This is a genomic window from Pantoea sp. SS70, assembly GCF_029866845.1.
GTDB classification, from domain to species: domain Bacteria; phylum Pseudomonadota; class Gammaproteobacteria; order Enterobacterales; family Enterobacteriaceae; genus Pantoea; species Pantoea leporis.
Map to the genome: position 1 here is coordinate 2,050,888 of NZ_CP117199.1, position 26,368 is coordinate 2,077,255.

24 protein-coding genes and 2 pseudogenes are annotated in these 26,368 nt (G+C 54.9%); 14 read left to right on the top strand and 12 right to left on the bottom strand.

Annotated features, from left to right (window positions below):
- Positions 1 to 4 precede the first annotated feature (4 nt).
- Positions 5 to 400 (top strand): helix-turn-helix domain-containing protein, encoded by a 396-nt coding sequence (locus PO881_RS09560; protein WP_277974872.1) that lies wholly within the window; start codon positions 5 to 7, stop codon positions 398 to 400.
- 133 nt (positions 401 to 533) lie between these two features.
- On the opposite strand, the pseudogene PO881_RS09565 reads toward PO881_RS09560, so the two are convergent.
- A pseudogene (locus PO881_RS09565) lies at positions 534 to 853 on the bottom strand (IS3 family transposase); the annotation flags it as partial.
- A 14-nt stretch (positions 854 to 867) separates the two neighbouring features.
- On the opposite strand from PO881_RS09565, the pseudogene PO881_RS09570 reads away from it, so the two are divergent.
- Positions 868 to 1,464 (top strand): annotated as a pseudogene (locus PO881_RS09570) (hypothetical protein); the annotation flags it as partial.
- Positions 1,465 to 1,582: 118 nt separating this feature from the next.
- Here the strand turns inward: PO881_RS09570 and PO881_RS09575 are convergent.
- From PO881_RS09575 to PO881_RS09610, 8 genes are all read right to left on the bottom strand, one after another.
- Positions 1,583 to 2,014 (bottom strand): hypothetical protein, encoded by a 432-nt coding sequence (locus tag PO881_RS09575; protein ID WP_192411834.1) that lies wholly within the window; start codon positions 2,012 to 2,014, stop codon positions 1,583 to 1,585.
- 94 nt (positions 2,015 to 2,108) lie between these two features.
- On the bottom strand, positions 2,109 to 2,318 hold the full coding sequence (locus PO881_RS09580; RefSeq protein WP_061718879.1) for a glycine zipper 2TM domain-containing protein: 210 nt from the start codon (positions 2,316 to 2,318) through the stop codon (positions 2,109 to 2,111).
- A 202-nt stretch (positions 2,319 to 2,520) separates the two neighbouring features.
- Positions 2,521 to 3,252, bottom strand: coding sequence for a YoaK family protein (locus PO881_RS09585; protein ID WP_192411833.1), 732 nt, complete (start codon positions 3,250 to 3,252; stop codon positions 2,521 to 2,523).
- A 195-nt stretch (positions 3,253 to 3,447) separates the two neighbouring features.
- Complete coding sequence (locus PO881_RS09590; protein ID WP_101764389.1) at positions 3,448 to 4,308, bottom strand: DeoR/GlpR family DNA-binding transcription regulator; 861 nt, start codon at positions 4,306 to 4,308, stop codon at positions 3,448 to 3,450.
- Positions 4,309 to 4,494: 186 nt separating this feature from the next.
- The gene (locus tag PO881_RS09595; protein ID WP_101764388.1) at positions 4,495 to 5,442 is read right to left on the bottom strand and encodes a D-ribose ABC transporter substrate-binding protein; all 948 of its coding nucleotides are present in this window, start codon (positions 5,440 to 5,442) and stop codon (positions 4,495 to 4,497) included.
- Positions 5,443 to 5,515: 73 nt separating this feature from the next.
- The gene (locus PO881_RS09600) at positions 5,516 to 6,571 is read right to left on the bottom strand and encodes an ABC transporter permease (protein ID WP_225614355.1); all 1,056 of its coding nucleotides are present in this window, start codon (positions 6,569 to 6,571) and stop codon (positions 5,516 to 5,518) included.
- Positions 6,572 to 6,593: 22 nt separating this feature from the next.
- A complete protein-coding gene (locus PO881_RS09605; RefSeq protein WP_280172839.1) occupies positions 6,594 to 8,132 on the bottom strand; it encodes a sugar ABC transporter ATP-binding protein in 1,539 nt (512 codons plus the stop codon).
- Positions 8,129 to 8,782 (bottom strand): DUF2291 domain-containing protein, encoded by a 654-nt coding sequence (locus PO881_RS09610; protein WP_280172840.1) that lies wholly within the window; start codon positions 8,780 to 8,782, stop codon positions 8,129 to 8,131. The genes PO881_RS09605 and PO881_RS09610 overlap by 4 nt, the downstream gene beginning before the upstream one ends.
- Positions 8,783 to 9,205: 423 nt before the next feature.
- Here PO881_RS09610 and PO881_RS09615 point away from each other — a divergent pair, with 423 nt between their 5' ends.
- The 6 genes from PO881_RS09615 to PO881_RS09640 all read left to right on the top strand — a co-directional run bounded on the left by PO881_RS09615 (position 9,206) and on the right by PO881_RS09640 (position 16,095).
- Positions 9,206 to 10,753: an FGGY-family carbohydrate kinase gene (locus tag PO881_RS09615; protein WP_280172841.1), complete on the top strand. Its 1,548-nt coding sequence runs from the start codon at positions 9,206 to 9,208 to the stop codon at positions 10,751 to 10,753.
- Between the two features lie 10 nt (positions 10,754 to 10,763).
- The gene (locus PO881_RS09620) at positions 10,764 to 12,290 is read left to right on the top strand and encodes a glycerol-3-phosphate dehydrogenase (RefSeq protein WP_280172842.1); all 1,527 of its coding nucleotides are present in this window, start codon (positions 10,764 to 10,766) and stop codon (positions 12,288 to 12,290) included.
- Positions 12,291 to 12,300: 10 nt separating this feature from the next.
- Positions 12,301 to 13,239, top strand: coding sequence for a TIM barrel protein (locus PO881_RS09625; RefSeq protein ID WP_280172843.1), 939 nt, complete (start codon positions 12,301 to 12,303; stop codon positions 13,237 to 13,239).
- A 152-nt stretch (positions 13,240 to 13,391) separates the two neighbouring features.
- Positions 13,392 to 14,345 carry a sugar-binding transcriptional regulator gene (locus PO881_RS09630; protein WP_280172844.1) on the top strand — a complete coding sequence of 318 codons (954 nt, stop codon included), beginning with the start codon at positions 13,392 to 13,394 and terminating at the stop codon, positions 14,343 to 14,345.
- Positions 14,346 to 14,510: 165 nt separating this feature from the next.
- Positions 14,511 to 14,858: a helix-turn-helix transcriptional regulator gene (locus PO881_RS09635; RefSeq protein ID WP_110866164.1), complete on the top strand. Its 348-nt coding sequence runs from the start codon at positions 14,511 to 14,513 to the stop codon at positions 14,856 to 14,858.
- Positions 14,848 to 16,095, top strand: a complete 1,248-nt coding sequence (locus PO881_RS09640; protein ID WP_280172845.1) for a type II toxin-antitoxin system HipA family toxin — start codon at positions 14,848 to 14,850, stop codon at positions 16,093 to 16,095. Before PO881_RS09635 ends, PO881_RS09640 begins: the two co-directional genes overlap by 11 nt.
- A gap of 13 nt (positions 16,096 to 16,108) precedes the next feature.
- Here PO881_RS09640 and PO881_RS09645 read toward each other — a convergent pair whose 3' ends face one another.
- The 3 genes from PO881_RS09645 to PO881_RS09655 form a co-directional block, all read right to left on the bottom strand.
- The gene (locus PO881_RS09645; protein WP_280172846.1) at positions 16,109 to 16,849 is read right to left on the bottom strand and encodes a DNA-binding transcriptional regulator YciT; all 741 of its coding nucleotides are present in this window, start codon (positions 16,847 to 16,849) and stop codon (positions 16,109 to 16,111) included.
- 42 nt (positions 16,850 to 16,891) lie between these two features.
- Complete coding sequence (locus tag PO881_RS09650) at positions 16,892 to 18,154, bottom strand: DUF1479 domain-containing protein (protein WP_280172847.1); 1,263 nt, start codon at positions 18,152 to 18,154, stop codon at positions 16,892 to 16,894.
- A gap of 178 nt (positions 18,155 to 18,332) precedes the next feature.
- The gene (locus tag PO881_RS09655; RefSeq protein ID WP_280172848.1) at positions 18,333 to 18,845 is read right to left on the bottom strand and encodes an AAA family ATPase; all 513 of its coding nucleotides are present in this window, start codon (positions 18,843 to 18,845) and stop codon (positions 18,333 to 18,335) included.
- Positions 18,846 to 19,224: 379 nt separating this feature from the next.
- On the opposite strand from PO881_RS09655, the gene PO881_RS09660 reads away from it, so the two are divergent.
- From PO881_RS09660 to PO881_RS09685, 6 genes are read left to right on the top strand one after another with little or no spacing between them, the layout of a single operon-like run.
- Positions 19,225 to 20,250, top strand: a complete 1,026-nt coding sequence (locus PO881_RS09660) for a substrate-binding domain-containing protein (protein ID WP_101764375.1) — start codon at positions 19,225 to 19,227, stop codon at positions 20,248 to 20,250.
- A gap of 10 nt (positions 20,251 to 20,260) precedes the next feature.
- A complete protein-coding gene (locus tag PO881_RS09665) occupies positions 20,261 to 21,769 on the top strand; it encodes a sugar ABC transporter ATP-binding protein (protein ID WP_280172849.1) in 1,509 nt (502 codons plus the stop codon).
- A complete protein-coding gene (locus PO881_RS09670; RefSeq protein WP_192411819.1) occupies positions 21,766 to 22,761 on the top strand; it encodes an ABC transporter permease in 996 nt (331 codons plus the stop codon). The genes PO881_RS09665 and PO881_RS09670 overlap by 4 nt, the downstream gene beginning before the upstream one ends.
- Before the next feature lie 13 nt (positions 22,762 to 22,774).
- Positions 22,775 to 23,764: a sugar-binding transcriptional regulator gene (locus tag PO881_RS09675; protein ID WP_101764372.1), complete on the top strand. Its 990-nt coding sequence runs from the start codon at positions 22,775 to 22,777 to the stop codon at positions 23,762 to 23,764.
- Positions 23,757 to 25,511: a glycerol-3-phosphate dehydrogenase/oxidase gene (locus PO881_RS09680; protein ID WP_192411817.1), complete on the top strand. Its 1,755-nt coding sequence runs from the start codon at positions 23,757 to 23,759 to the stop codon at positions 25,509 to 25,511. The genes PO881_RS09675 and PO881_RS09680 overlap by 8 nt, the downstream gene beginning before the upstream one ends.
- On the top strand, positions 25,495 to 26,334 hold the full coding sequence (locus PO881_RS09685; protein WP_192411816.1) for an aldolase: 840 nt from the start codon (positions 25,495 to 25,497) through the stop codon (positions 26,332 to 26,334). The genes PO881_RS09680 and PO881_RS09685 overlap by 17 nt, the downstream gene beginning before the upstream one ends.
- Positions 26,335 to 26,368: the final 34 nt, after the last annotated feature.

Consider the following 26,368-nt stretch of genomic DNA (forward strand, 5'->3'; position numbering starts at 1 on the left):
ATGCATGAATGAATTTAAACCACTCGTCCTGCTGCGTGACCAGATGCGCGCCGACCTCATCGAAGCGTTTCTGGCACGGGATATCTCGCTGGCCGACGCCGCCGAATCGATGGAGCTGAGCCGCCGGCAATGCCGTCGCCCGGTTAAGCGGTATCGCGAAGATGGCCCGGAAGGACTGATTAACAGGCGTCGTGGTAAACCCGGTAACTATCAGCTGAAAGACGACCTGAAAGCTCAGGTGATAAAGCTTATCCGCACCCGCTGCCGCGGTATGAGCCCGACTGGCGCATGGCGATTACTCAATGCCGGTTTTGGTCTGAGCATCTCAAAGGAAACCGTCAGAAAACTGATGATTGCCGAAAATACGTGGGTAGCTCACCCCAGAAACACGCCCAGATAACCAGACTCTGTCCATGTAAAGAATGACACTTTAACTTAGCCAGATAGACGACATCTTAATAATGGATAGACATTGGTTGTAGTGGCTAAATTCAGATGTCCGCCTCGGAGATGCGGATGTTTTGTTGGACTGGTTATGTTGAGATCCTCAGATGCTGCCGGTACTTCACCGGGCTCATTGCACCTAATGAGATTTTAATACGCTCCTCGTTATACCAGCGTATGTACCTGTCCAGGAAGCACATAAAATTTTCCAGCGTTGCGCCCGCCCAGTTTCTACCGTAGTACATTTCATTTTTGACCCGCCCGAAGAAGCCTTCGCACGCTGCGTTATCCGATGAGCAACCTTTGCGCGACATGGACCTTATAAGTCCCGACGCGTTGATACGTCAAGCCAGCCCGGCCATCGATAATGACTGCCTCTGTCGCTGTGTATTACCGGCTTTTCATTTTCTCTGAGCGTATCCCGGACTGCTGGCACTGGCGAACCGCCGCCGTGGATTTTGCGCGGTAATCGGCAGCTTGTTCATGGCCTTGCTGAACTTGCTCTGGGCATCATTCGAAATAATTACGCCGACTTTGTTCCGACGCTCGCCTGCGAGAAGCTGGCCGAACTCCATGACGTTGTGCTGGCTAAAGAGACCGTGCGTCAGCTGATGGTTCGCGCCGGACTCTGGATCCCCCGGAAAATGCGTGCGCCGAGGATCCAGCAGCCGCGCTATCGTCGCGCCTGCGTTGGCGAGCTGATACAGATCGACGGCTGCGATCACCGCTGGTTTGAGGAACGCGGTCCTGCCTGCATGCTGCTGGTCTATAGTGATGATGCAACCAGCCAAATCATGGAGCTTCTGCTCGTCAAGACGCCTACCATTACCCTGACGGGAAAAAAGAACCCCGTCTAAACGGCATTGCTCTTCCCTGCTCCACTTACGATCGGCTTTCAGAGATTGATCAGGGCGCGGTCGTCGACAATAAGCGGCTTAGCAGAGCGCTTGAATTTACCCAACTGGTACAGGAAAACGGGATGATACCCACTCCCGGTCCGTGCCTGCCGGTGATGGTCCTTAACGCAGGAGCGCAAAGACTGCCGGTAATGCCGCACTGGAGCTGGCGGCGGATAAAGAGCGTGCGGCTAAAGTCCAGCTGGTTTTTTGAAGGATAACCGGAGAGAAAGCCTCTCCGGTTATTTCCTGAAACGGACTAAATCCTTCAGGGTGGCGTGTTCGAATTCGGGTAAAGCAGCAAAAATGCCATCACCTTTCATGTCATAAATTTGCTGAAAATAAAATTTTGCGCCATCAATTGCACCCAGAGCATAGAGCGCACGCGCAAGCGTCATTCGGGAAAGTATTTGGTTGAGTTGCGCTTCCCTGTCGAGGGCTTCTTTCGCCGCTTCAATTGCTTCTTGATAGCGCTGACACTGGATTAATATTGCGCCATAGCCGCTCATAATCCAGAAATAGATATCGTCATCTCGCAGATGCGCTTTGGCTAATTCAGCGGCTGCACCCCATGAACAGGCTGCAGCCTGATGCTCACCCAGCGAATCAAGTGAAATACCTCGATTCGCTAAATCGAAGGCTTTCTCATGCCAGTTTTTACGGTGGAACTCCATGTCATCACCTCATTTTGCGATAGGAACAGTATTGATATCCTATGCAGCATAAATGAGAGTGAAATAAAGTTCATAGTTACGCGAGAATATTTCCTTACCTGCTAACTTCGTGTCCGATTAAACCACCGATCGCCGCGCCACCCAATGTACCGAAGGTGCTACCACCGGTAAGTACCGCACCGCCTACCGCACCAACACCGGCACCAATCGCGGTATTCCTGCCACGATGCGACATGCCACAAGCGGTAACAGAAAACATGACCAGTACGACAATAGCAATATTACAGCTGCGTTTTAAAAGCATACAAAGCCTCACTGCCATGAATAGATGGCATGCAAAAGTGTTTATTTGATTGTTGTTAAAATACCCAATCTGTTGTGACTGGTACTGCTCGTCGGCGTGAATTTAAGGTGTTTTATGATGAGACGGAAGGTAAAAATTCTTATTTGCGGCTGGCACTAGCGAGGCGGCGAAAAAGTCGCCGCCTTGCACACGCTCCATCATGTCAGGAAGCCGCCCGCTTTACCCGTGCCACCGTTCTCACCATCGCCAATGTGGCAACAATCAGCAGTATGCCGCCGACCATCGACATGGCTTTGAAACCTAGATGTTTAAACATCATCAGGCCGACAATCCCGCCGATCAGGAAGGAAAATATCGTGGTCAGATGCGTCCACAGCTGACGTTTCTGGCCCGAGAGTTGTTTCGACGGATCGCGGCGGAACAGAGCGGCTAATACCGATGCCAGCGAAATTCCGGCATCGGTCAACGTGCCGGTAATATGGGTGGAGCGCACGCGACCATTGGATAACTGCGTAGAGGTTGAATTATGCACGCCCATCAGGAAGCCCAGAATGACAATAACTTCCCGGTTGTTGGCTGACGAATAAAAGAACATTTCAAACAGCGATAACGCTATTAAGGCCAGCCCTTCAACCCACAATATTTGGCAGAATATAATGCGATTGCCATTGGCTAATCCGCTGATCACCACCATTCTCGCCGTGACCGCACCACAAACAAAGGCAAACAGGATGGTGGCTAAAAAGGTGATATCACGGAAATTAACGTTCGATACTTCGCTGGATAATTGAGAGGTATTACCTGACATATGCGAGGGGAAAAAGCCAAACGCCCCCAAGGCGATTGCATTGAGCACGCCGGCGGCCGTGGCGAGCCACATTGCCAGATTCCTGTCCTCATCATGCGTTCGTGTGCGTTTAAGTTTAATCAGCATCAGATACCTCATTATTCTGAACCAGGGCCGAATAATAACCATAGAGCACTACGCAGCGTACATAACCAGGAAATCCCCGAATAAGACCCTGAGCAGATTAAAGAAAGTAAAAAAAATCAACGAGGCGGGATATATTTAAATTAATGTAAAGATTGGCACGTCATATAAAGGTCCCCATTTAGGATGCCCGCCTTTTCAGGAATTAACCGAATGATTTATTTTCATCGGGGCGACCACCACATTCACGCCTAAATCCTGCATACGCCGCAAAATAGGCACTGGCGTGCCCTGATTAACAATTACCACATCGAATTCACTCAGATGCGCAAAACGGTGCAGCGCCCGGCGTTCAAACTTGGTGTTATCCATCATCAGAATGCGCTTCTGCGCGGCATCAAACATCGCGCGTTTGGTCTCCACCGTTTCTGCGGATTGGTGGAACACTGCATCATCGATAATCGCTGACATGCTGACGAAAAACACGTCGGCGCGCAGGCTGGCAATTTCATCCCGCGTCATGCGGCCCATAAAAGCATTGCACCAGTGATAGAACTGCCCGCCGAGGCCCATCAAAGTGATATCGCGGCCATTGCGCAGCTCGTTCATGAGGGTCAGGGAATTGGTGATTACCGTTAGCGGCGCGCGCGCCGAGAGCAGCCGCGCCATCTGCTGCACGGTGGTGGAATCATCGAGGAAAATCGCCTGTCCCGGTTCGAGGTAGGTCGCGGCGACATCGGCAATCGCCTGTTTCTCCTCCAGCTGACGCGTGGCGCGATAGATATCGCTGGATTCAACCAGGCTGGTTGGCGTCGCAGACACCACGCCGCGCGATTTATGCAGCAGGCCACGCTCAACCATTTCGTCGATATCACGATGGGCGGTCATCAAACTGATGCCGAAGCGATCGGTGATGTCTTCGATGCGAATCGCCCCTTCTGCCATCACCGCTTCGGCGATTAACTGGCGACGGGCCAGTTGACGCGCCTGGCGGCTATCGCTGGGTAAGGTTTCGGCCATAAATACGCCAAGTGAAGAGTCCTGCGGGTTATGCGCCATATTTCATCCGGGAAAGTGAAGCGAGAAGCGTTTTCGGCACTCATTACAGCGTTTAATACGGATTTTGGCAAATTGCGACTAACGTTACACTGCGTGATAAATCGCGCCGCTACGAATACGTGCGTTTCAAAGGTGGTTGTTATAAAAAACGCACATAGCGTAGTGGCGCAATTTATTGCGCCACTTTTACTGCTTCAGAACAAACGGTGAAGCAAAGTTACCGGCGTTCTCTTTAGTGATCAGGATGCAGTCAAACAGCTGCTTCTCGGAGGCCGCACCGGTCTTACCGGTTTTCAGGAAGCTATCCGCCTGCTCTACCGCTTTCTGCGCGAACTGCGCCACCGGCTGCATCACAGTGTAGGCCAGCGTACCGGCTTTCACAGCGTCAACCGCATCCGGTGAACCGTCAAAACCGCCGACTTTGATCTGATTCAGCTTGCCAGCTTCTTTCAACGCAGCGATCGCGCCCAGCGCCATTTCGTCGTTGCCGCTGATCACGCCTTTGATGTTGGGATTGGCTTGCAGCAGTGACTGCATTTTGTTGAAGCCTTGTGTGCGATCCCAGTTAGCCACTTCCTGACCGACTTTCTTCAGCGTGGGATATTGCGACAGCACCGTATCAAAACCGTTGGCGCGGGTAGCGGCGTTATTATCCGACGGCGGGCCGACCAGCTCGACATAGTTCGCACTATCGCCCACCTGCTTCACCCACTCCATTGCGCCAACCGCCGCGCCCTGCGCGTTGTTAGAAACCAACTGCGCTTTGGCGAGCCCGCTCTGGTTCAGTTCGGCATTGATGATAAATACCGGAATATTGGCGGCGATGGCCTTTTTCACCGAGCCGACCGAACCATCGGCGTTCGCCGGATCGAGAATAATCGCCTTCGATTTATTGGTGATCGCCGTATCAATCAGCTGACTTTCGGTATTGGTATCGCCTTTGTGCGCACTGACTTTGGCGCTGTAGCCCAGCTTTTCCGCCGCTTTCTGCGCTACCTGGCCTTCCGTTAGCCAGTAAGGGTTGGAAGGATCGTTAACGATGATGGTCATTAACCCGTTATCTGCCCAGGTGGGTGCAGCAAAAGTGGTGATGGCCATAGCCGCAGCCGCGATGAAGAGACGTTTAGTGAACATAGTTGGTGCTCCGTTATTATTTGGGGTACAGGTTTTACGGATATCCGCGCGCTGCTGAAACAGCGCGCGTGAGTTAGCGAGCGCGTCGTCCGTATTGCAAGGTGTTGAGCAATACCGCCAGCACGATCACGGCACCAGTGAACACCGTCTGCCAGTAAGCAGAGACGCCGATAATCACCAGGCCATCAGAGAGAAAACCAATCACGAACGCGCCAAGCAGCGTGCCGCGCACGTTGCCGCGTCCACCGGTCAGGGCCGCGCCACCAATCACCACTGCCGCAATCGCAGTCAGTTCATAAGTGGTACCAGCGGTTGGGCCGGCCGAGGTGAGCTGTGAGGAGAGCACCAGCCCGGCGAGTGCCGCGCAGACGCCAGACAACACATAGACGCTGATTTTGATGCGCTTCACCGGCACACCCGACAGATCGGCCGCACGTTCGTTACCACCCGACGCGTACAGCCAGCGACCAAACGCTGAGCGGCTAAGCAGGAAACCACACGCCAGCGCCACCACGCCCAGCACCAGCACGCCAACCGGGATATTGAAGAGGCGATTAAAACCGAGCCAGTCGAAACCGGTATTCCCCAGCGCTTCGCTGCCGGAGAGTTTGTTGTAGGTCAGACCATTAGTGATCAGCAGCGCAATGCCGCGCGCCACATACATGGTGCCGAGCGTGGCGACGAAGGCCGGAACGCGGAACCAGGCGATCAGCACGCCGTTGACTAATCCCACCAGCGCGCCCACCACCAGCGTCAAAATCGCCACCGCCCACACTGGCAGATAGAGCACCACGCCGAGCGCTTCCAGGCTGATGCCCTGCATCATAAATCCGGCCATCACTCCAGCGAGACCCAGCGTAGAGCCCACCGATAAATCAATGCCGCCGTTGAGGATCACCAGCAGCATGCCGATCGCCGGCAAACCGAAGATCGCCACGTGCGACGCCATGGTGAGAAAGTTAGCGCCGGTAAAGTAGTTGGGCGACAACATGGAGAAGGTAGCGATAATCACCAGCAGCGCGATAAACGCGCGCCCTTCCAGCAGCAGACGCGCCACATTCAGCTGCTTGTCGTTTTTTTTCTTGTTGACCACCGGCGGCGTGTCCAGCGTTTGGGTTCTGTCAGTCATACTTTTTGCTCCACTTTTCATGTCATGCCACCAGAGACTCGCCTGAAGCGGCCATAATGCGTTCTTTACTGACGCTTGCGTCGAAGATGGCGGAGATGCGCCCTTTGCTCATCACCACAATGCGATGGGCAATACTCAGGCATTCGCCCACTTCCGAGGTGGTATACACCACCGCCAGCCCCTTTTTGGCGTTCTCCGCCAGCAGGCGAAACACTTCCGCTTTGGCGCCGATGTCGATGCCGCGGCTCGGCTCATCCAGAAGTATCACTTTGGGACGGGTGGCGAGCATTTTGCCGATCACCACTTTTTGTTGATTGCCGCCGGAGAGCGATCCAATCGCCGCATCGCCACCAGCGGTTTTCACCGTCACGTTACGAATGCTGTCGTTGACCAGCTGTTTTTCCCGGCTTCTGGAGAGCACCAGTCCGCGTACAAAGTCGCCGATGCTGGCGAGCGACAGGTTTTCTCCCACCGTCATGGTTTGTACCAGGCCATCGCGCTGCCGATCTTCCGGCACCAGCGCCAGCCCAATTTGAATGCGTTGTGAGATGGTTAGCGCGGAGATATCGGTGTCCTGCAGCAGAATGTGACCGCTGCTTTGTTGCAGACGTCCGGCGATGCACTCCAGCAGCTCGGTGCGCCCCGCGCCCATCAGCCCGTAAATGCAGACAATCTCCCCGGCTTGCACCGCCAGCGATAAGTTGTCCACCAGCCGAATACCGGTTTTACTTTTCACCGTCAGATCTTTCACCGTCAGCGCTGGCAGCCCGAAGTCGTAGCCCTGCGGCGGCGATCCCAGATCAAAGTGATCGCCCACCATGTTGCGCACGATCCATTCGAGATCGATCTCATCGCGTTTGGCATAGGCGGTCATCACGCCATCGCGCAGCACCACCGCCCGATCGGTAATCTCCAGCGCCTCCTCCAGATGATGTGAGATATAGACAATCGCCACGCCCTGGCTGGTTAAATCACGGATCACCTGAAATAGCACCGCCACTTCTGCCGCGCTCAGAGCCGAGGTCGGTTCATCCATGATCAGAATCTGCGAATTCACCGACAGCGCGCGGGCAATCTCCACAATCTGCTGCTGTCCCAGACGCAGGTTTTCCACCGGCGTCAGCGGATCGATCTCCTCCTCCAGCGCCGCCATCAGGTGCGCCGTCACGCGCGCCTCTTCGGCATAATCGACGCCGCCCGGCTTCATGATTTCGCGGCCCATAAAGATGTTGTCGCGCACGTTCATATTCGGCGCGAGATTCAGCTCCTGATGGATAATCGAGATGCCACAGTCACGCGCTTCGGTGGCGGATCGAAAGGTCTTCTCCTCGCCGTGTAACAAGATTTCCCCGGTTGTTGGCGTAATTACACCAGACAAAATTTTCATCAGCGTCGATTTACCCGCGCCGTTTTCACCAAACAGCGTGGTCACTTCGCCACGACGAATTTCGAAATTGACGCCCTTCAGCGCGTGCGTGGAGCCGTACACTTTGCTGACGTTGCGCGCTTGCAGGATCACTTCGCCTTTCAGCAAGGCGGGATTGAGGTTGAACGGTTTCATTTCACCTCCATGCTGACCGGCGTCACCATCCAGTTTTTCGCGTTGAGTAAGCGGAACACGCCAACCACCTGCACGGTTTTTCCCGGCAACGCATCACGATCCAGCTTGTCGAGCACCGCGCTTTTCATCGCACGATTGATGGCGGAACCGGCATTTTGATATTCGATTTGGTTCGTGAAATCACCGAACTGGATCTTGCCGTTAGCGTCACGCAGATCGGTGCCGGTAATCGCCGGACCGGTTTGCAACCGCACCTGCATATCACCTGCTAATCCATCGATTTTCAGCGGGAAGATGCCCATCTGCCCGGCTTGCACCACGCCGGAGAACTTGACGGCAAAGACCGGCAGCGGTGCGCCAACGCCATATTTCTGCACCGCTTCCTGCTGATTAGTTTGCAGCGCATCGGCTAACGTTTTGGCGTCTACTGCGCGTGATGCCACATCCTGCTGGATAGTCGGGAAGGTTTTCTGGCCGTAACTCTCGGGCGAGAAGCCTTGCTCCTGCGCATCTTCGGCGGAGCCAATTTTTACCACCTTGGTGTCGAGCGCCATCGCCGCGATCAGCGCAATCACCACCACGCCGAGGGTGGCGTAGCGCCGCACGCGCTTGCGGGAAATTTGCTGGGCCTGAATTGAGACATCGGACATAACGTGACCTCTCACTGACATCAGCTGCGATAATCGCGCCGATAATGTTATAAATGTGATAACTTGTGTGATGAGAATTGTGCTGATGTGACTAAATTGTCAACAGGTGACGCGCAATTTTTTCAGGAGAGCGATCTGGATCGCTTAATTGATGTCGACCCCATCACAAAGTGCAATAAACCCCGCCTTATCAGCCTGTTCGCCGTGTTATCTCATTTCTACCTGTAAGGTTTTGACGCCTGATTCGTGATCACAATCGCTATTTCAGGTGAAATTTATTGGTTTTATCGAAAAATAATACAGTTGATATGTTATCTCAGTGAGAAGTGGTGTAAGACATTATTTAGCAAATTCATCACAGCCCGTTAACACCTTTCGGTGTTGGCGGCGATGAATTTAACTCTTCTTCTTTCGGAGGTGTATGTGGACAGTGGCGATATCATTCTGGGTCTGGATTCCGGCACCTCGGTGGTTAAAGCGGTGGCGTTTGATCTGGAAGGCACGCAACTGGCATGCGCATCGGTGCGTAACCGTTATTACCGCAGCGAAGGCGGCGCAGCGCAGCAGTCAATGAGCCAAACCTGGCAGGATGCGGTCACAGCGATACGCAAACTGGGTGAACGCGTCGACAACCTGGCCGCGCGGGTGGTTGCCGTGGCCGTCACCGCACAAGGCGACGGCAGCTGGCTGGTGGGTGCCAACAATCAGCCGGTCGGCGATGCCTGGATCTGGCTGGATGCGCGTGCGGCACCAACGGTTGAAAAACTCAATCAGCACCCGTTAGCCGCCGCGCGCTTTCGCGCTACCGGCACCGGACTCAACACCTGTCAGCAGGGATCGCAGTTGGCGCACATGGATCACCTCTATCCCGAGCTGTTAGCTAACAGCGAAGTGGCGCTGCACTGCAAAGATTGGCTTTACCTCAATCTCACCGGCATCCGCGCCACTGATCCTTCTGAGGCCAGCTTTACCTTTGGCAACTTCCGCCACCAGCGCTATGACGATCAGGTGATTGCCGCGCTGGGGCTGGAACAGCATCGTCATCTGCTGCCGGAGATCATTGAAGGCACAGACGCCACGCATCCGTTAACCGCGGAAGCCGCGCAGGCCACCGGTTTACGGGCTGGCACGCCAATCTGCCTCGGCTATGTCGATATGGCGATGACCGCGCTTGGCGCTGGCGTGCACACCGGCGAAGCCAATACCGCCTGCTCGATTGTTGGCTCGACCGGCGTACATCTGCGCAGCGTCACCATTGGTGAGGTGTGGCTGAATCCGGCACAAACCGGCTACGTGATCCCGCTGCCGTGGCCGGGCTATGTCACGCAGGTGCAAACCAATATGGCATCAACGCTCAATCTTGACTGGCTACTGAATCTCGCCAGCGATCTGCTTAACAGCTTTGGCTGTGAAATCGATCATGCCCGTTTGGTGGGCCATATCGATCGCTGGCTCAACGCGGCGAAGCCCGGCAGCCTGCTTTATCACCCGTATATCTCGATTGCCGGTGAGCGCGGGCCGTTTGTTAATGCCGAGGCGCGCGCCAGCTTTACCGGCCTGAGTTACACCCACAATTTTGGCGATCTGGTGCGGGCGGTCATTGAAGGCATCGGTTTTGCGGCGCGCGATTGCTATCAGGCGATGGGCAGTTTGCCGGGAGAAATTCGTTTAACCGGCGGCGCGGTGCGTTCGAAGCCGTTACGCCAGATTTTATCTGCCTGCATTGGTGCGCCGGTGCGCATCAGCCAGCGCGACGAAGCCGGAGCGGCCGGTGCCGCGATGATGGCGGCGGTGGCGATTGGCGCGTATCCGTCGATGGAGAGCTGCGTCAAAACCTGGGTGATGCCGCTGCTGGATGCGCCCGAAGCGCCCGCGAGCGAACTGATGCAGCGCTATAACCAGCTGTTTCCCACCTATCAGCAGCTGCGTAACGATCTTCCTGCCGCCTGGCACGCGCTAAAACAGTTTTGAGGAGTAAATCATGAGTGAACACATGCTGGATCTGTTTGTGATTGGCGGCGGTATCAACGGTGCTGGTATCGCGCGTGACGCTGCCGGTCGCGGATTGTCGGTAATGATGTGTGAGAAAGATGACCTCGCGCAGGGCACCTCATCGCGCTCCGGCAAGCTGGTGCACGGCGGGCTGCGTTATCTGGAGTATTACGAGTTTCGGCTGGTGCGTGAGGCGCTGATCGAGCGCGAAGTGCTGCTCAACGCCGCGCCGCATATCATCTGGCCGATGCGGTTTGTCTTGCCGCACAGCCCAACCGATCGCCCGGCGTGGCTGGTGCGCCTCGGCCTGTTTCTTTATGACAACCTTGGCGGCCGTCAGAAACTGCCGGGCACGCGTTCGCTGGATTTACGCCGCGATCCTGAAGGTGCGCCGCTGCTGGACAGTTACAGTAAAGGATTCGAGTACTCCGATTGCTGGGTGGATGATGCGCGGCTGGTGACGCTGAATGCGCTGGATGCCGCCGAGCGCGGCGCCACCATTCTGCCGCGTACCCGCTGCGTAGCGGCGACACGTCATAACGGCAAGTGGGAAATCACCCTGCAGGATGCCAGCGGTACCTCACGCACCGTGTTTGCCAAAGTGTTGGTCAACGCCGCCGGACCGTGGGTGCTGGATATCGTTAATCAGGTGACACACACCAAAAGCAGTCGCAACGTGCGGCTGGTCAAAGGCTCGCACATCATCGTGCCGAAATTCTGGGAAGGTCAGCAGGCGTATCTGGTGCAGAACACCGACAAGCGGGTGATCTTTATCAACCCGTATGAAGGCGATAAAGCGCTGATCGGCACCACCGATATTCCGTGGCAAGGCAAAGCGGAAGCGGTCACCGCTGACGACAGCGAACAGCAATACCTGATCGACGTGGTGAATCGCTACTTCAAGGTGAAACTGCGCGCCAGTGATGTGATCACGCGCTTCTCCGGCGTGCGTCCGCTGTTTGATGACGGCAAAGGCAATCCGTCGGCGGTGACGCGTGATTACGTGTTTGACCTCGACGATCAACAAAATGCCCCGCTGCTGCATGTGTTTGGTGGCAAGATCACCACCTTCCGCAAGCTGGCTGAACATGCGATACAAAAACTGGCACCGTTCTTCCCCAACATGGGCGCGGACTGGACGCGGGGCGCCACCTTACCGGGCGGCGATATGCCACACGCCGATTTCGACAGTTTCTTAGAGCAGGTCAAAGCGCGCTGGCCGTGGCTACCGCAGGCGCTGCGTAAACACTATGCGCGGCTGTATGGCACGCGTATCGATAAGCTGATCGGTCATGCCAATGCGCTGGGCGATCTTGGCCGCCATTTTGGTGGGCAGCTGTACGAAGCCGAGGTGCGTTATCTGGTGGAAAACGAGTGGGCGCAGCAGGCCGAGGATGTGTTGTGGCGCCGCACCAAGCATAAGTTGCACCTCGATGACGCGCAGCAACAGGCTTTCACCCAGTGGTTCAACGCCACCTTTGCTGCTCCCGCGCCGCTGCGTGCGCATGCCGGATAAGAGGTGAATCATGCCGTTAACGCTGTCACTGAATACTAATCCGTTGGTGAACCGCTTTGCCGACCCGCAGGATTTGATTACCACCGTGGCGCAGCAGATCCGCATCCGTGATGTGCAGCTCACCCATGAATTTATCAATCCCGGCTGGCCTGCTGCGACCCTCACGCGCATGACGCGCAAGATGCAGCAGGCGCTACGCGCCACCGGCGTGCGCGTGACCTCCGGCATGACCGGACCCTATGGTCGCCTCAACCATTTTGGTCACCCTGATGTCGAAGTGCGCCGCTATTATGTTGACTGGTTTAAAATCTTCGCTGATATCACCGCCGAGCTGGGCGGCGACGCGGTAGGTTCGCAGTTCGCCATCTTTACCCAGCAGGATTTCAACGATGTTGCGCGCCGCGACGCACTGATCGACATTGCCATTGATTGCTGGGCCGACGTTGCCGAACACGCCAAAGCCGCCGGATTGAAATACCTGTTTTGGGAACCCATGAGCGTGGGCCGCGAGTTCGGCGAAACCATTCCGGCCTGTCTGGCGCTGCAGCAGCGTTTGAGTGCTGCCTCAATGGCGCTGCCGATGTGGATGATGGCGGATATCGATCACGGAGATGTCACTTCCGCCGATCCGCGCGATTACGATCCTTATGCGTGGGCCGAAGCGGTGCCGCGTTACTCGCCGATTATCCATATTAAACAGAGCATGCTGGATAAAGGCGGACACAGACCTTTTACATTGCAGTACAATGCCGGCGGTCGCATTCAGCCGCAGCCACTGCTGGACGCGCTGGCGCGCGGCGGGGCGCATGATAATGAGATCTGCCTTGAGCTGAGCTTTAAAGAGCGCGAGCCAACCGATAGCAACGTGGTGACGGAGATCGCCGAAAGCGTCGCCTTCTGGGCCGGGCATATTGATACCGGCGTGCAGGATCTGCATTTGGCGGAGTGAGGGCCGCGGTTTCCCCCTCACCCTAACCCTCTCCCGCAAGCGGGCGAGGGAACTGTGCGCGCGCGCACGCTGCTCGATCGGCCCCTTCTCCCACTTGTGGGAGAAGGTTGGGATGAGGGCTTAAGCGCACCATATAAACCAAAGGACAACCCATGAAACCGGCACCAACCTCGACTGAACGCGACGAATCTCTGGCGCTGCGCGCCGCATGGCTGCACTACGTCGGCGGTTTAACGCAGGCGGAAGTGGCGAAACGACTCGGGCTGCCGTCGGTGAAAACGCACCGCATGATTGCGCGCATGGTGGCGGAAGGCGCGGTGAAGGTGTCGATTGATGGCGATATCGTCGCCTGCGTCCAATTAGAAGATCGTCTGCGCGCGAAATTCGCGCTTAACTTCTGTCATGTCGCCCCCGATCTTGGCGAAGAAGGCTTGCCGGTGCGCGCGCTGGGCATGGCGGGCGCGGATTACCTGCGTAACCTGCTCACCGCGTCGCCTTCTACCACCTTGGGTCTGGGGCATGGCCGCACCCTTTCCGCCGCCATCCATCAATTGCCACGTATTGATGCGCCGCATATGCGCTTTGTCTCGCTGCTCGGCTGTTTAACCCGCAACTACGCGCTCAATCCTCACGACGTTATGCACCGCGTCGCCGAGAAAACCGGTGCGCAGGCCTACATGATGCCCGTGCCTTTCTTTGCCAATACCCAGGAAGATCGCCAAGTGTTACTGGCGCAGCGCGGCGTGAGCGAGGTGTTTGCCATGGCGGCGCAAAGTGAAGTCAAACTGGTGGGAATTGGCACCGTGGAACCCGCGGCTCAGCTGGTTGAAGCCGGCATGATTGATGAAGCGGAGATCAACGATATCTCCTCATCCGGCGCGGTCGGCGAGCTGCTGGGCCACTTCTTCGATGCCAACGGACAGATGATTCACACCAACTTAACGGCCCGCACGTTGTCGGTGGATCTCGATCTCTCGCATCGCGCAGAGATTGTCGCCCTGGCGGGCGGCGCCAGTAAGGTCGCCGCGATTCGCGCAGTGCTGGCCAGCGGTCTGGTGACCGGTTTGATCACGGATGAGGTCACCGCGCAGGCATTAGTGGATTGAAGTATAGTAATGAAATGTTCACTGTGTAGTACCAATAAGCGTAATTGGTACTACACAGTGAACATCTCTGACATTATGCGCCGTTGATAAAACCCTTCACACCAGGCTATGATGTTCCATATATAGTACATATAACGTTTATTGGTACCCTGTATGGAACAAGTCATGGCTTCTATCACTTCACCCACCTCACGCTATGCTCAGGAAGCGATTGCCCTATTAGCTTCCTTGATTCGTGCTGAACGTATCGAGAAGCAAATTCCAGTATCTGAGTTAGCAGAAAGAGCCGGTATTTCGCGTGGGACTTTACATCGCATTGAGCAAGGCGACGTGAAATGTCAGATTGGCAGTTATTTCGAGATTGCGGCCATATTGGGCATTCCCCTGTTTGATGCAGAGGTGAGTTTGCCATCATTGGTCAGTCATCGAAATCGTGTTGAAGAAAAGCTCAAGCTGTTACCCAAACACACCAGTAAAAAAAAGAGTAGCAGGAAGGTGAAGGATGACTTCTGAAGCGCGTTTTAGAGACGCTTACGTATGGATATGGCTGCCTGGTGAAACATCACCAGTGGTGGCGGGCAGGCTTGAGGCTGAAGGCGGTACGCTGCTTTTCAACTATGGTCGTAGTTATCTGCAGCGAGAAAACCGCATTCCGCTCAATCCCAATGAACTTCCTCTGCGGACTGGCGTTATTCCGCCGCTGAATGGGTTAAACATTGCGGGATGTATCCGTGACAGCGCACCTGATGCCTGGGGACGCCGTGTCATTATCAACCGTCGAATGGGACGGAAAGGCGCGAACGTCGATACCGGAATACTCGATGAGCTGACGTATCTCATTGAGTCCGGTTCAGATCGCATTGGTGCCCTGGATTTCCAGCACTCGGCAACGGAATACATTCCGCGCTCAACTGCAAATGTCACCCTTCCTGAATTACTGGAGTCGGCTGATCGGGTTGAAAAAGGCGTGCCGCTAACACCCGAACTGGATCAGGCGCTTTTCCATGGGACGTCGATCGGTGGCGCGCGGCCAAAAGCGCTGATCGAGGCCGAGGGAAAAAAATACATCGCGAAATTTTCTGCCAGTGCGGATATCTGGAACGTGGTGAAAGGCGAATTCCTGGCGATGCGGTTGGCGCAGTTGGCAGGATTGCATGTCGCTCCGGTGAAGCTAGTCAAAGCCGCCGGACGCGATGTGATCATGATTGAGCGCTTTGACCGCGAACATAAAGCCGATGGATGGACGCGAAAGGTGATGCTTTCGGCGCTGACCCTTTTTGAACTCGACGATATGCTGGCGCGCTATGCCAGCTACGAAACACTCGCTGAAATTATTCGTCAACGTTTTGCCGCGCCCAAAGAGACTTTGCTGGAGTTGTATAAACGGCTTTGCTTCAATATTCTCAGCGGCAACACCGATGACCATGCCCGCAATCATGCCGCCTTTTGGGATGGTAACAGCTTAAGTCTTACGCCTGCTTATGACATTTGCCCACAAGGTCGCGCTGGCAATGAAGCCTCGCAGGCAATGCTGATTAGTGGCAACAATAATTTGAGCCGCTTAAGCAGCTGCCTGGATGCAGCTCATCACTTTGCTTTGAGTCGCGCTGACGCGCATGCGCATTTCATGCTGATAAAAGCGTCGATTGAAACCTATTGGCATCATGTTTGTGATGAAGCCGATTTGAGCAAGGTGGATCGGGAAAGCTTGTGGCACAGGCAGTTCATCAATCCTTTTTCACTTGAATAGCTGATTGCGTGAGCTAGACCAAACTCACTTCCACGCCCTTCTCACGCAGCGCTTTTTGATAGCTCGCCTCCAGTTCGGCATCGGTGATCAGTTGGTTAAACGGCTGAAGCGGTGCCAGCGCAAACGGATGAATCTGGCCAAACTTTGAGGAATCCGTCAGCGCGATGGTGTGTGTAGGTTTTTCCATGATGGCGTTGACCACGTCACAGCGCAGCATATCGCGGCCGGTAAAGCCGGTGACTGCATCCCAGCCATCAATGCCGATAAACGCCTTATGGAAATTGAGGTGCTGAATACACAGACGCGTCAGCGGTCCCACCACCGATTCACTGCTTTTCTGGAACAGGCCGCCGAGGATGATCACATCGCCGCCCTTTTCGCGCAGCAATCCGGCGATGTAATGGCTCACGGTAATAATGGTGATGTCGTTGCGTTCACTCAATTCACGCGCCAGCAAGGCGTTAGTACTGCCGCCTTCGATAAACACCGTTTCACCGCTGTTCACCAGCGCCGCTGCGTATTCGGCCAATCGCTTTTTCACCGCGAAGCGGGTTTGCATACGCGCGCCAACATCATCACTTTCTGGCGCCACGGCGGAACCGTGCACGCGGCGCAGAAAGCCGCCTTTCTCCAGAAGATTGAGATCCTGACGCACCGTCACTTCTGAGACGCCGGTGGTGTGCGCCAGCTCATTTACGCTGACGCTGCCGCGCTCGCTGACCAATTGGATAATCTGCTGATGACGTGCGTTCATAACACCCGCTGCTGTGAAATTTTTGTCAAGCTTACCAGAAATTTAGCCCAATCCCAGACTGCGGCGACCATTGGCATTCAGCGCGTCGAGGGTGAAGCGATCGCGCCACTGCGTTTCATAATCCTCCTGCGGGAAATCGCCAGGCGACGCACCGCTGGCCAGCGCCTGCGCCACTTTCGTCGCGTAGGCGGCATTTTTCTCACACAGCGGTGCGGCGGGAATGTACATCACATTGCCCCAGCCTTGCTGATCCTCTACCGGCGCGACCGAGTGGATCACATCACAATGCCACCAAACCGCATCGCCCGCCTGCAGCGCGGGAATCGAACACAAGCCCTCAATCAGTTCCGGATGCCACTGCGCTGAAACCGGCAGCACTTTGCCCGGCGCAACGCCGCAAAGCTCATCTTCCGGTACATCTTTCAACAACGGACGCAGTAACAAATAGGCCATCGCTTCCGGCACCGGCACCACATGCAGCAAGCCCTGACCAATCTGCATATCCGACAGCGCGGTCCAGCCCTGGAAGGTACGGAATACCGAGCACTTGGTGGTAGTCCCCGATTGATACTCATTCACTTCAGTGCGATGCGCCGCATCCCAGGGATCGTATTGATCAAACTGGTTGGTGAAAATTTTGCTGAACACCTGTTGATACGCCGGCAGTAACCAACGCTCCAATGCGCCTGAATCAGTGTGCGCGCCAAGACCTTTGGAGGTGGTGCCCGGCAAGCGGCGACGAATACGATCGGGATAAATGATGCTGACGTCAGGATCAAACCAGCGCGAGCCGCGCGACTCAAACGTCCACAAGCGATTGAGGAAAGATTGCGTCTGGGCCATGGCATCGCTTTGGCGCGCGGACATCTGCGCATCGCTCCAGTAAATCGGATAGATTTCCGGACGTGACGCATCAAGATTGCCGAAGAAGTTATCGCCCGGCCCTTGGTAGACGTTGTCGAAATCATTGTCATCGAGGTATTTGAGCATTGATTCATCCCAGGCCAGCGCCTGATCGCGCGGGAATGTCTGCTTCACTACCACACAACCGCGTCGACGAATATGATCCTTCACCTCATCGGTGATACGTCCCGCCGCAATATCCTGCAGACTCACCTGCGGCCACGCGCTGCCGTTTTGCGCCTCTTCCGCGCGAGCGGCGGCAATTTCGCTGACGATTTTGCTTCTGACTTGTTCAAACAGACCTTCGACATCGCCGATCTGCTCTCTTAACACCCTTTTCATCAGGCGAACGTTATGTTTGAAATCATCAGGTTGTTGCAATGAAGTGAAAGTAGTATTCATGACATGCTCCGATTCGTTAACTTGCTAGTTTCATTCGAAACTAATATACTCTTCATTCATAACAAATGCGCAGCAATAAACAATCATGCAACCGCCGAATCCGGAGGTTGATCACATTAAGATCGAAGGATGGGTTTCAGGTGAAAGTGGCGGCATATTAAATGCCGCCACTGAAAGATCAGGATTGGGAGGTTTTCGGCAGCGCTTGCAGAATGGCATCCACGCACTGCTGCGCCGAGAGCAAGGCGCTATCAAGATGCAAATGATCGCGCTCCCAGGCTTGATATTCGCGCTGTTCAACTGCCTGCCAATCCGGCAGCTTCAAACCTTTAATATCGGAAGCGCGATTTTCGACGCGAAAGCGATGTTTGTTACGATCGGAACAGATTACTTCGACTTCCAGCAGCGGCGCACCGCTCAACAAGGCGATATCGCGATAAGCGTTGCGGATCAGTTGCAGGTCGTTAACCGAGTCGGTAATAACGGTAGAACCGAGCAGCAAATTGTCGCGCGCCAATCCGTAGATGACAAAATACCCTTCCGGCCCGATCGCTTTCTCGCTCTCTTCACCCGATCGCAACGCCTGTTCGATAGTATCGACGCGTAAATACACCGCGCCGATCTGCTGCGCTAATAAGCGCGCAATGGTGCTTTTGCCGGTGCCGGGTAATCCACTAAACGTGATGAGCATTAATTAATTCCTATTTTACATTGATGTTCAATCGTGATTAGCCTGACGGTGAATGCGATTTTTATTATCACTGCAGGCCAGGTTTCCTCTTTCCTGGCTGAACGTCCCAGTTGGCACGTTTGCAGCGCTGGATGCGTAAATAGCTTTCGTCACTAAATGTGTAAAACGGTAAGAGCCCCTTGCGCAATTAGTGAACGCACTCACAAGTCAGAAACAATTCATTAACCAACGTTTGATCTTTTCCCCGCCAGCTTTTATACCTTTTGAAAATTATTTCATGCATAAGAAATAATTTTCAAGGTCAACCCCGGCTCGTTTTTCCGCGTTTTGTCGTCACGGCTGAGCCATACACATTCAGCGTCAGTTCCGGGGAATAAACATGAAAAAAATCACTGTTCTACTCGCCAGTTTGTTCATGGCGGGCAGTTTCACCAGCATCACGCAAGCAGCGGATGCGCCTCAATTTCGCTGTAAACCCGGCGAAACTTACTACATGAACGTGATGGTGACAGGCGTAGAGTATTGGTTCCCGGTTTACGAAATGTTCAAGCAGGCTGCGCATCAGCTGGGCTGTAAGACCGTATACGGTGGCACACCCGCTTATGACGTTAACCAGCAACTCTCAAGCTTTGAACAAATCCTGGCACAAAAACCCGCCGGTATTTTTCTTCATCCGATGAATCCTGACCCCTTTATTGAGCCCATTAATCGTGCTGCTGAAATGGGCATTCCAGTGGTGACGTTTGCCGCCGATTCACCTAACAGTAAACGCGTTGCTTATATCACCTCAGACAATTTCCGTGAGGGTAAAGCCGCAGCCGACGAACTAGGGAAAGCAATGGGTAAAGGTGCCGAATTTGCGGTGCTGGAAAACCCCGGTCAGGATAATCACGATAGGCGTGTCACTGCGTTTATTAATGAGATGAAAACCGCCTTTCCTGACAGCAAATTAGTCGCACGCGCTGCGACGAATCAGGACCCTTCGAAAGCCTATAACGCCGTACTCTCAATGTTGCAGGCGAACCCCAATCTGAAAGGCATCTTTATGCCGGAAGCCAGCTCTGCGATTGGTGCTGCGCAGGCAGTGGCTGAAAACGGCGGCAAAGTGAAAGTGATGACCGTGGATGTCAACGCTAAGGTGCTGGATATGATTAAAAGCGGTCAGGTATTTGGCGCAATCAATCCAAATCAGGGCATCCAGGGCTATATGGGTTTTATGACCTTGTTCCTTGCTGCTCATCCTGAACTGATCGATCCGATGAATGACGCCAAACGCAACGGGACCAATCCTTTTGCCTTCCCAATCCTTGATAACGGTTATGCGGTGGTGACTAAAGACAACGCCGATGATTTCCGCTGGGATGCTTATCTGAAACGCCGCGGCACTAAAGGCATCAATGAGTAAGGCGACGATTATGACAGCACTATTGGAATTACGTGGCATCACTAAAAGTTTTGGCGCGGTACGGGCTTTACAGGGGGTAGATCTCACCCTCCGCGCGGGAGAAATTCATGCGCTGGCCGGAGAGAATGGCGCTGGAAAATCAACGTTGATGAACATTATTGATGGCATTTTGCGTCCAGATGGTGGCGAGATATTGCTTTGTGGCAAGGCCGTGACCATTCGCTCACCACGTGAAGCACAGAGTCTTGGCATTGGTCTGGTACATCAGGAAATTGCTCTTTGTCCTGATATCAGCATTTATGAAAACATTTGGATGGCGCATGCCGCTGGCCAGCGCGGCGTGCTCATGCCGCATAAAATACTACGTGAAAAAGCGCAGCAGGTGATGAATCGACTCGCGCCGATAGCGGTGACTAAAAAAGTGGGTGAACTTTCTCTCTCTCAGCAGCAACTGGTGGAGATCGCCAAAGCGCTGACGCTGGATTGTCGCCTGCTCATTCTGGATGAACCCACCGCCGCGCTAACCGAACCAGAGGCTCAAACGCTGTTTACGATTGTGCGCCAGTTGCAGGCGCAAGGTATTTCAGTGGTCTATATCAGCCATCGCATGGCAGAGATTTTTGCGCTATGCCAGCACGTCACCATTCTGCGCGATGGCCTTACGGTACACAGTTCATCGCTGCAAAACATGACGCCCGATGAAGTGATTACACGTTTGGTCGGACGAGAACTGTCGCAACTCTATCCTGATAAACGCCCAGTTAGCGCCGCTTCACCATTGCTTGAAGTGCGTGAGCTTGGCGATGGCAAACACTTCCACGATATCAATTTTGATTTGCGTCCCGGCGAAATCCTTGGCATTGGCGGTTTGATGGGGGCAGGACGCAGCGAAATTGCGCAGGGTATCTGCGGTTTACTGCCCATCAAACGTGGCGCAATCCGTATCAAGAGCAAAGCTGTGACATTGAGGGATTACGCCGCGAGTATTGCGCTGCGCATGGTCTATTTGTCGGAGGATCGCAAAGATGCCGGACTTTTTTTAACGATGCCGATCGAATGGAACATTTCGGCTCTGGATGTCAACGCAGTCAGTCATCATCGTTTGTTGATCAGTCCGCAGCTTGAGCGTCAGCAGGCAGAGGCGCTGGCAAAGCAAGTGAAACTCAAGCTTGCCAAATTAAGCGATCCGGTGTCGTCGCTATCAGGTGGGAATCAGCAGAAAGTCGCGCTAGCACGCGTATTATCGGTACAGCCGGAAATTGTATTTCTTGACGAACCAACACGTGGCGTGGATGTCAGCGCCAAGGCTGAGATCTACAGTATCCTCGCCAAACTGGCGGCCAGCGGTGTGGGTTTAATCGTGATTTCATCAGAGTTACCGGAACTCATTGGCCTGTGTGATCGCATCATCGTGATTCATGAAGGGCGCATGAGCGGAGAAGTGACCGGTGAGGCAATGAATGAAGAGAACCTGATGCGGCTAGCGGCTGGCATCATTCCAGAAGCGGAGGCTGTATGACAATGAATACCACCTTGCCTACACTGCAAAAATCGCGTTGGTCTCTTTTTGGCGGCATTCACAAACAGCGCGAAGTGGGACTGATTGCGATCATTGCACTGATCTTCATGGTGATGAGTTTCACTTCCCCCTACTTTCTCACCTGGGCCAACATGAAGGCGATGCTACTGTCGTTTTCAATTGAAGGCATTGTGGTGATTGGCATGACTATTCTGCTAATAGTTGGCGGTATCGACCTTTCGGTTGGCGCAGTGGTTTGTCTTTCAATGGTGGTCGCTGGGCAGCTATTTCTTAGCGGCGTGGATCCCTGGCTGGCTGGCGTAGGCGGCATTGCGGCGGCGGCGCTGACTGGCTTTTTAATGGGGCTGACGGTAACAAAAATCGGCCTCAGTCACTTTATCGCTTCGCTGGCGGCGATGGTTATCGTGCGCGGCCTGTGTATGATCGTCACTCAGGGAACGCCGCTATCATTATTTACCCTGCCCGTGAGTTTCAAATTTATCGGCCAGGGCGCTCTGTGGGGCGTTCCGTTCGTTATCCTGCTGTTCTTCGTGCTGGTCGCACTGTTCGACTTCTTGCTGCGTAAAGCCACGTTATTTCGCAAAGTGTTCTACACCGGCAGTAATGAACGTGCCGCCGCCTATTCCGGCATCAACATTAATCGCATCAAATTGTGGGTCACAGTACTGACCTCTACGCTGGCAGGACTCGCCGGCATTATTTATATGGCACGTCTTGGCTCTGCAACGCCAACCTTTGGTGTCGGTATGGAACTGAATGTCATTGCAGCGGCGGTCATTGGCGGCGCGAGTCTGAAAGGTGGCACTGGCTCAATTCTTGGCGCGGTGCTTGGTGTTGCATTGCTGTCGATCGTCACCAGCTCGCTAATATTAATCAACGTCTCCGTTTACTGGCAGGAGTTGATTAAAGGTTTGATTTTACTGGCCGCCGTCTCAATCGATCACTTACTGAATAAATACCGTGCTGCATAAGGAATTATCGCCCATGGAATTCGCTAATGAGCACCCTGCGTTTCATAGCGCGCGTCAGATTTACCAAGTTCTGGTGATGTATTACCTCGATGGCAAGAAACAGTCGGAGATTGCGGTTGAAACCGGCTTATCGGTTGCCAGTGTTAATCGTCTGATACGTCAGGGCAAGGAGAGCGGCATGGTGGAAATCACCATCAAATCCCCTTGGCTTTCAGCACATCAACTGGAGAGCGATCTGGCTGCCCTCGGTCAGTTGCAACAGGTGGTGGTGGCGCCGAACGTTGCACGCAGTGAGGATCATAGTCTGCAAATGGTCGGCGCAGCGGCGGCAGAATATTTGTTATCACGCTTAAAGGATGGCGATGTCATTGCTATTACTGGTGGCAAAGGTGTAAGTGCGCTGGTTGAAGCATTACAACCCTCACGTAAATACGATGTTCAAGTGGTACCCGCGCTGGGCTGCGTGCAAGGCAAACATTACACCGACGTCAATCATGTGGCCTCGGAAATGGCGGCGCGTCTTGGCGGACACGCATGGCAGATTCACGCCCCGCTTTTTACTGATTCTGCCGATGAACGCGACATGCTGATGGGCATTAGCGCCGTCGACCAGGTGCTGGATAAAGCGCGTAACGCCACGTTAGCGGTAGTGGGTTTAGGATCAATTCATAGCGACAACTCCAGCTACTACGATCTTAACCTCTCGGCGCGCCATGCTTCCTCCAGCATTGAAACCAGCGGTGCGCGCAGTGAACTGTTAGCCTGGCTGCTGGATGCTAACGGCCAACCGGCTCCGTTCGATGCCAACCGGCGTTTGGTTGGCCTGACGTTGCCTGAACTGCAACGCATTCCCTTCTCAATGGCGGTGGTGGCTGGTCGTGACAAAGTGGACCCGATTGACTGCGTGCTGCACGGTCAGTGGCTGAAAGGCATGGTCACTGATGAATCGACTGCGGCAGGCGTACTGGAATTGGCCCTGAGCCGAGGAGCATCTCATGGATAACATTAAAACCCGCGAACAACGTCTGAGCGCCCTGCGCCTGCGTTCATCGACACCGGTGTTGATTGTCGGCGGCGGCATCAACGGTATCAGTACGTTTCGTGAGCTGGCGTTACAGGGCATTCCGGCGATTCTGGTGGAAAAAGGCGACTGGTGTCAGGCCGCCAGCGGTGCGCTGTCGCGCATGATTCATGGCGGTTTGCGGTATCTGGAAACCGGTGAATTCACGCTGGTCAAAGAGTCGGTCACCGAGCGCGATCGCCTGCTGAAAAATGCGTCGCACTATGTTTTCCCCCTACGCACCACGGTGCCGATCGATAATCTCGCTGGCGGCTTAGTGAATGCTACCCGCCGTTTTCTACGCCTGAGCGATAAACCGACGCGGCGCGGGGCGTTGCTGATCAAAACCGGGCTTAGCCTGTATGACATTTACACCCGCCAATATGGATCGATGCCGAAGCATCAGGTGCGCAATGAAGCCGCCACGCGTGACCGCTGGCCAGGATTCGCGCCCTGGGTGAAATACAGCGCCAGCTATTACGATGCCTGGATCAGCGCGCCCGAGCGGCTGGGATTTGAGCTGATTGATGATGCCGAAAAAGCCTGTCCAGAGGCGCTGGCGCTCAATTATCTGCAGCTGGTCAGCGCCGAGGGCGAAACGGTTATTTTGCAGGATGCGTTGAGCGGTGAGCGATTTAGCCTGCAACCGCATGTGCTGGTGAATGCCGGTGGCGCATGGATCGACCAGCTTAACCAACGCATCACCTCCAACCGCGATCTGCCAAAGCTGATTGGCGGCACCAAAGGTTCGCATCTGATCCTCGATCATCCTGAATTGCTGCAGATGCTGGACGGCGAAATGGTCTATTTCGAAAACCAGGAAGGCCGCGTCTGCATCATGTTTCCGTGGTTTGGCAAGGTGCTGGTGGGTTCCACCGATATCCGCGTGGACGATCCCGATGCAGTGGTGTGCGAAGAGGAGGAAAAGAGTTATATCCTGGAGTCACTGCGCTTCGTCTTCCCGCATATCGAGGTGGCGGATTCCGCCATCGTTTACACCTTCTGCGGCGTACGTCCGCTGCCCGCCAGCGAGGCTAAACTCAACGGCCAAATCTCGCGCAATCACTCGTTAGTGGTGTTGCCAGCTGACGCCAATCGCGCCTGGAGCACGCTCTGTTTAGTCGGCGGCAAATGGACCACTTTCCGCCAGTTTGGTGAAGAGGCGGCAGATCGCGTGCTGCGGCTGCTCGGCGAAAAACGGCAGGTCTCCAGCGGTGATGTGCCGATTGGCGGCGGACGTGATTTCCCCAAACCTTCAGGACAAACCGCGTGGCTGGCGCAACTGGCGCAGCGTTATGGCGTGCCGCTACCGCGCGTGATGCAACTCGCCAAACGTTACGGCAGCCGCGCCCTGCCGCTGCTGGCGCTGATCCAGCAGCACGGCGAGCAAATGTTGCAGCATCACGCCGCCTACAGCGATGTCGAATTGCGGTATCTGATTGAGCACGAGCAGGTTTGTCAGCTGGAGGATTTGCTGGTGCGCCGCACCTCGCTGGCGATTTGCGGTGAACTTAGCGCGCCGCTGGTGCAGGAGATCGCGCAGATCATGGCCGCGACGCTCGGCTGGAGTGATAGCGAACGCACGCAGCAGCTGCAGCGCGGCTGCGCCAATTTGGCACGGTTGCACGGGCTTACCGGCCTTTACCCCACGGTTTTTCAGGAGGAAACACGACATGTTAGTAACCAATAAAGTGCGCATGCAGCGTCTGTTTCAGCACGGTAAATGTCTGGATGTCGCCATTGATCACGGTATCGCCAACGAGCCTGATTTTCTCATCGGACTGGAGAATATTGAGGGCGTGATGGATAACCTGATCGCCGCGCAGCCGGATGCGATTCAGGTCAACTATGGTCAGGCCGATCTGCTGCAGCGTGTGGCGGGACGCAAACCGGCGCTGGTGATGCGCACCGATGTGGGCAATGCCTACAACGCGGCGCGTCACCGGGAAATGTGGGCGGTGCTGCACAATCCGGATGAACCGATTCTTGCCGCGTTGCAGATGGACGCCGCCGCAGTGGTAGTGAATCTCTATCTGATCCCGGATGAACCGGGCATTTTCCGCATGTGCGTCGAAAATATTGGCCGCTTGCGCCAGGCTTGCGATCGCTACGCCATGCCGCTGATGATTGAGCCGCTGGTGATGGCCCCCGCCGGACAAGGCGCGGCTTACGGCTCACTCGGCGATGTCGAGAAAATTGTGCCGCTGGTGCGGCTGGCGCGTGAGTTAGGTGCCGATATCATCAAAGCCGATCCCACTGAGAACGTGGAAGATTTTCATCGCGTGGTGGAAGCGGCGCGCTGTCCCACGCTGGTGCGCGGCGGCGGCAAAGGTGAACTGGCTGGCGTGCTGACGAAAAGTGCTGCGCTGATGGCGCAAGGTGCCAGCGGGATGGTGTATGGCCGCAATGTTTATCAACACGATAATCCGTCACGCGTGGTGAAAGCGCTGATGGCGATTATTCATCAGGGCGCCAGCGGCGCGGACGCCCTGGAAATCTATCAGCAGGGTTGAGCCTTACCTGCACCGGCGCTTAAGCGGTGCGCCG